General features: G+C 42.5%; 4 protein-coding genes and 1 pseudogene. 4 read left to right on the plus strand and 1 reads right to left on the minus strand.

The features are described 5' to 3' along the window. The 4 genes and pseudogenes from H6S82_RS19615 to H6S82_RS19630 form a co-directional block, all read left to right on the plus strand. A pseudogene (locus H6S82_RS19615) lies at positions 1 to 201 on the plus strand (GvpL/GvpF family gas vesicle protein); the annotation flags it as partial. Between the two features lie 113 nt (positions 202 to 314). Then, a complete protein-coding gene (locus tag H6S82_RS19620; RefSeq protein ID WP_199315271.1) occupies positions 315 to 2,222 on the plus strand; it encodes an ArsA family ATPase in 1,908 nt (635 codons plus the stop codon). A gap of 23 nt (positions 2,223 to 2,245) precedes the next feature. After that, positions 2,246 to 2,383 (plus strand): DUF29 family protein, encoded by a 138-nt coding sequence (locus H6S82_RS19625; protein WP_242057031.1) that lies wholly within the window; start codon positions 2,246 to 2,248, stop codon positions 2,381 to 2,383. Positions 2,384 to 2,584: 201 nt separating this feature from the next. Next, a complete protein-coding gene (locus H6S82_RS19630) occupies positions 2,585 to 3,160 on the plus strand; it encodes a Uma2 family endonuclease (RefSeq protein ID WP_190464728.1) in 576 nt (191 codons plus the stop codon). Between the two features lie 6 nt (positions 3,161 to 3,166). Here H6S82_RS19630 and H6S82_RS19635 read toward each other — a convergent pair. Continuing rightward, positions 3,167 to 4,500: HD domain-containing phosphohydrolase (locus H6S82_RS19635; protein WP_191056590.1), on the minus strand; the 1,334-nt coding region annotated here is incomplete at its 5' end.

The raw sequence follows: 4,500 nt of genomic DNA on the forward strand, positions 1-4,500 counted from the left end.
GAAGAGGCAGTAGAAATCATCACCCAAATACATAAATCTGCAATTGCTGTACCGCAAGAGGGTGAAGAAGCGCGGATTTATATTTTAATCGATCGCCAAGACCAACCCTTACTCGCCGACCAATTTCTCGCTTGGCAACAAGCCTGTCCCCGCTGGCAATTGCTGTTGGGAGAACCCTTAGCTCCTTACCATTTTATCTAAAATTATATAAGGACTATAAACCCGGTTTATTCATTAATTTTTAGCTGTGAAATCGATTTTTCCAAAAAACCGGGGTTCTTTGCAAACAAACAGAACTGCGAGGTGCAAAAAAGATGAATTTAAACAGCAAAAATATAAACGATCTCGTCATGTACGATTCGCTTCACTTAACAATGTTCAGCGGTAAAGGTGGAGTAGGAAAAACAACCCTTGCCTGCGGTTTTGCTCGACGCTGGGCGAAACTATTTCCTCACGAACAAATCCTATTAATATCTACAGATCCAGCCCATTCTTTAGGCGATGTCCTGCAAACACAAGTGCTAGACAGCGCCTCACCGTTACCCGATTTACCTAACTTAAGCGTGCGGGCATTAGATGCGAAGAAATTACTAATTGAATTTAAGGCAAAATACGGCAATTATTTAGAAACTTTAGTTGAGCGGGGTAGCTTCGTTGAAGGGGAAGATTTAACGCCTGTTTGGGATTTGGATTGGCCGGGTTTAGACGAAATCATGGGTTTGTTAGAAATCCAACGACTGCTAACAGAAAAAGCAGTCGATCGCATCGTCGTCGATATGGCTCCTTCCGGTCATACTTTAAACTTGTTGGGCATCAAAGATTTTTTAGATATAGTTTTAAATTCCTTAGAATTATTCCAAGAAAAACATCGAGTTATTTTCAAAAGCTTTAAGGGAAAGTATGCGCCCGATGACGTGGATGAGTTTTTAATAAAAATGAAATCTGAATTATCAGAAGGCAAACGCTCGCTGCAAAATAAAGATTTTACTGCTTGCTTGGTAGTTGCGATCGCCGAACCCATGAGCCTTTTAGAAACCGAACGACTTATCGAAAGTTTGCAAGCATTGGAAATAGCTTGCAGCGGCATATTTGTTAACCATATTTTAACAGAAACATCACCCGATTTAGATCGCTATAGCGAACAACAACAATTACTGCAAAAATTCCTCAAACTTCCCGGCAAACAACCAGTTTTTACAATCGCCGAACAAAGATCAGAACCCCTTGGCAGTGCGGCTTTAGACAATATTGTCACTCAAATTCAAAAAATCGATATCGATACAGTTGCAATTGCGCCACCACCGCCCGTACAATGGCCGTCAAAAGTGCCACCCAATTTTAACGATTTTATTGCTGAAAAACGACAACTTATCCTCGTTGGCGGTAAAGGCGGAGTTGGAAAAACTACCGTAGCAGCAGCTATAGGATGGGCGTTAGCAAATCGCTATCCCGATAAAAATATTCGCATGATTTCTATCGATCCAGCCCACTCTTTAGGAGATGCTTTCGGGGTAAAATTAGGACACGAACCCAGTCAGATTACTGATAATTTAAGCGGTCAAGAAGTTAATGCCGAGATAGTCTTAGAAGAATTCCGCAATGATTATTTGTGGGAATTAGCCGAAATGATGAGCGGCGAAGGAACAGAACCTGGGGCGATTAAAATTGCTTACACTCCCGAAGCTTGGCGACAAATAGTAGCGCAAGCTTTACCCGGTATTGACGAAATACTTTCTCTCATCACCGTGATGGATTTATTAGACCGCAAACAGCAAGATTTAATTATCGTGGATACCGCGCCAACAGGTCATCTGCTGCGCTTTTTAGAAATGCCGTCTGCATTAGCAGACTGGCTAGCTTGGATATTCAAATTGTGGATGAAATATCAAACCGTTTTAGGTAGAGTAGATTTGATGGGACGACTGCGGAATTTGCGCCAACAAGTTGTGAAAGCGCAGAAGAAATTGAAAGACCCCAATCATACAGAATTTATTGGCGTTATCCAAGCTCAAGCGGCGATTATTGCCGAACAAGTGCGGTTAACTGAGTCTTTGCAAAATAAGGATGTTCCCCAGCGCTACGTCGTGCATAATCGCTACATTCCAGATGTGGAAATAGATAGCGATTTATTTCCAGGACAAACGATTATTCGCTTACCGATTTTACCGCGCTCGGTAGAGGCGATCGCTAGAATTGAAGGAGCGGCCAAGCTGTTATTTTAACATGAAATTAAAGGAGAATAGTTTTGGCGGAGTGCTATCGTCGCGGTCGGAAAGCAGCTAGTAATGAAACGGAACTATTCTTAGATACGTTTCCGTTAGAATGCCCCTATAGCATCATCCAAGTTCTCGATCCTGAGTTTTTACCACAAGCTATTATTTAGTAGCTTAAGTGTGGGGTGTAGGGGTGAAGCATTGCGGCGATAAGTGTATTCCCAAGACCCAAAGTTTTTCTACAGCAATGCTTCACCCTTCTTAGGGATCAAAGGGGTTTTGAGCCCGGATTTGCTATTAAATTTCCTTGCGTCAATAACTTACTAGCGTACTGATGTTATTTTTATTAGTAAAAGTTGAGAGATATCGTCATGACAATAGCGCAAAACAAGACAAAAGACCAAAGGCTAGTTCTCTCTGGGATGGATTGGCAACAGTTTAAGTTACTTCAGGAAATTTTTGCCGAATCACCTGGAATTCGACTGGCTTACTACAAAGGAGAAGTTGAAATCTTGACAGTTTCCCCAGACCATGAAACATTCAGTCGAATGATTGCGTTTTTACTTTGCCAATACTTTATTAGCAAAGATATTGAGTTCAACCCATTAGGTAGTTTTACCCAAGAGAAGGAAAAAGAAGTTTCAGCACAAGCAGATGAATCTTTTGCCATTGGTAGCTCAACAGCCACCAACCCCGATCTCTCCGTGGAAGTCATTTTTACCAGTGGTAGCGATCGCAAATTGGCACGCTACCAAATATTAGGTGTTCCTGAAGTTTGGTTTTGGGAAGATAGTTTATTTAAGCTTTACCGCTTGCGGGAATCTGGGTACGAGAGGATAGAGCGCTCGGAAGTATTACCCGATTTAGATATCAATTTGTTAGCTCGTTGTTTGATGATGGCTTCCAAAGTAGAAGCTCTGAAAACGTTTCAACAGGCAATTGCTTGAGATTATTCATTTTTTTATTGGCGTTGCTGCCATTACGAGAAAATAATAACCACCCTCTTTCATGATTTTTATACAGCTTTTTACAACATTGCCATCATACTTGCTATCTATGCCATTCTCCAGTTCCAAAATAGCTTCTTCTAGTGATAACCCCGGTCTATAAGGTCTGTGGGATATCATCGCTTCCATGACATCTGCCACTGCTAAAATACGAGCTTCTTCAAGGATATTTTCACCTGCTACGCCGCGAGGATATCCTGTTCCATCCAGTCTCTCGTGGTGCTGTCCGACGATAGTTGCGATCGGCCAATCAAACGAAACTTTTCTGAGAATTTCTTCTCCCACTTTGGGATGTTCTTTGATCAGCTCGAATTCAATTTTACTAAGGCGACCCGGTTTTGAGAGAATTTCTGCTGGTATGGAAATTTTACCGATATCGTGAAGAATACCTGCAATATGGAGCGATTTTAATCTGTCTTCATTCAAACCTAATTGCTTGCCAATTTCAACAGCCAGCCAAGCTACTCGTCGTTGATGACCTGCTGTATATGGATCGCGGACTTCAATTGTTTCGGACAGCGCACCCACAGCTTCTAGCAACGCTTCTTGGGAACGGGAAATTGCGGCTAGCCTTTCAGCGTCTATTCTCTCGTATTTACTGATACTTTCTATGTTGACTAGCGCACGAGATAAGTCGGCGGCAAGGGCTTCTAGGTAGTAGATTTCTTCACCATCAAACGCATTTGGCTGATGCGAATAGATATTTAATACGGCAGCCACTCGACCGCTTTCAAATAACGGTAAAGAAGCTACCGATCGAAAACCGCTTTTCAGGGCTTCCTGACGCCACGTCCGATAACTAGGATCGATATTGATATCGCTCACAGTTTGAGGCTTACCGAGTTTGATCGCTTTACCTGTAGGCCCTTCACCAGTTTCCGTACTATCCCAAGTGATTTTGATGTTTTCCACGTAGTTATGGGTATCGCCCCATTTGGAAAGCATTTCGATCGGCATATAAGAACGGTTTGGAACTTCTCCTATCCACGCCATTGCATACTTTCCTTCTTCAACTAACGCTCGCGTTACCGCATCTGCAATTCCTTGCTTATCGTGCGATCGCATCATACCTCGGATCGCTGCAACCAAGGATTTGAGCAATTGATTGGAACGCTCGAAAGCAAACCGATTAAGCTTTTGTTCGGACACATCAATGATGATGGAATATAATAAGCTGCGCCCATTCAATTTCACTGGATGCGAATAAACTTCTACATCCCTAATCTCACCATCAGCCCGACGATGAAGAAACTTAAAATGATTCCGATGTTGGGCGCGGG

Source organism: Planktothrix sp. FACHB-1355, assembly GCF_014748295.1.
GTDB classification, from domain to species: Bacteria; Cyanobacteriota; Cyanobacteriia; order Cyanobacteriales; family Aerosakkonemataceae; genus Aerosakkonema; species Aerosakkonema funiforme_A.

Coding starts and splice junctions, on each gene's coding strand:
- H6S82_RS19620 (WP_199315271.1), top strand. CDS start 315: ATGAATTTAAACAGCAAAAATATAAACGATCTCGTCATGTACGATTCG.
- H6S82_RS19630 (WP_190464728.1), top strand. CDS start 2,585: ATGACAATAGCGCAAAACAAGACAAAAGACCAAAGGCTAGTTCTCTCT.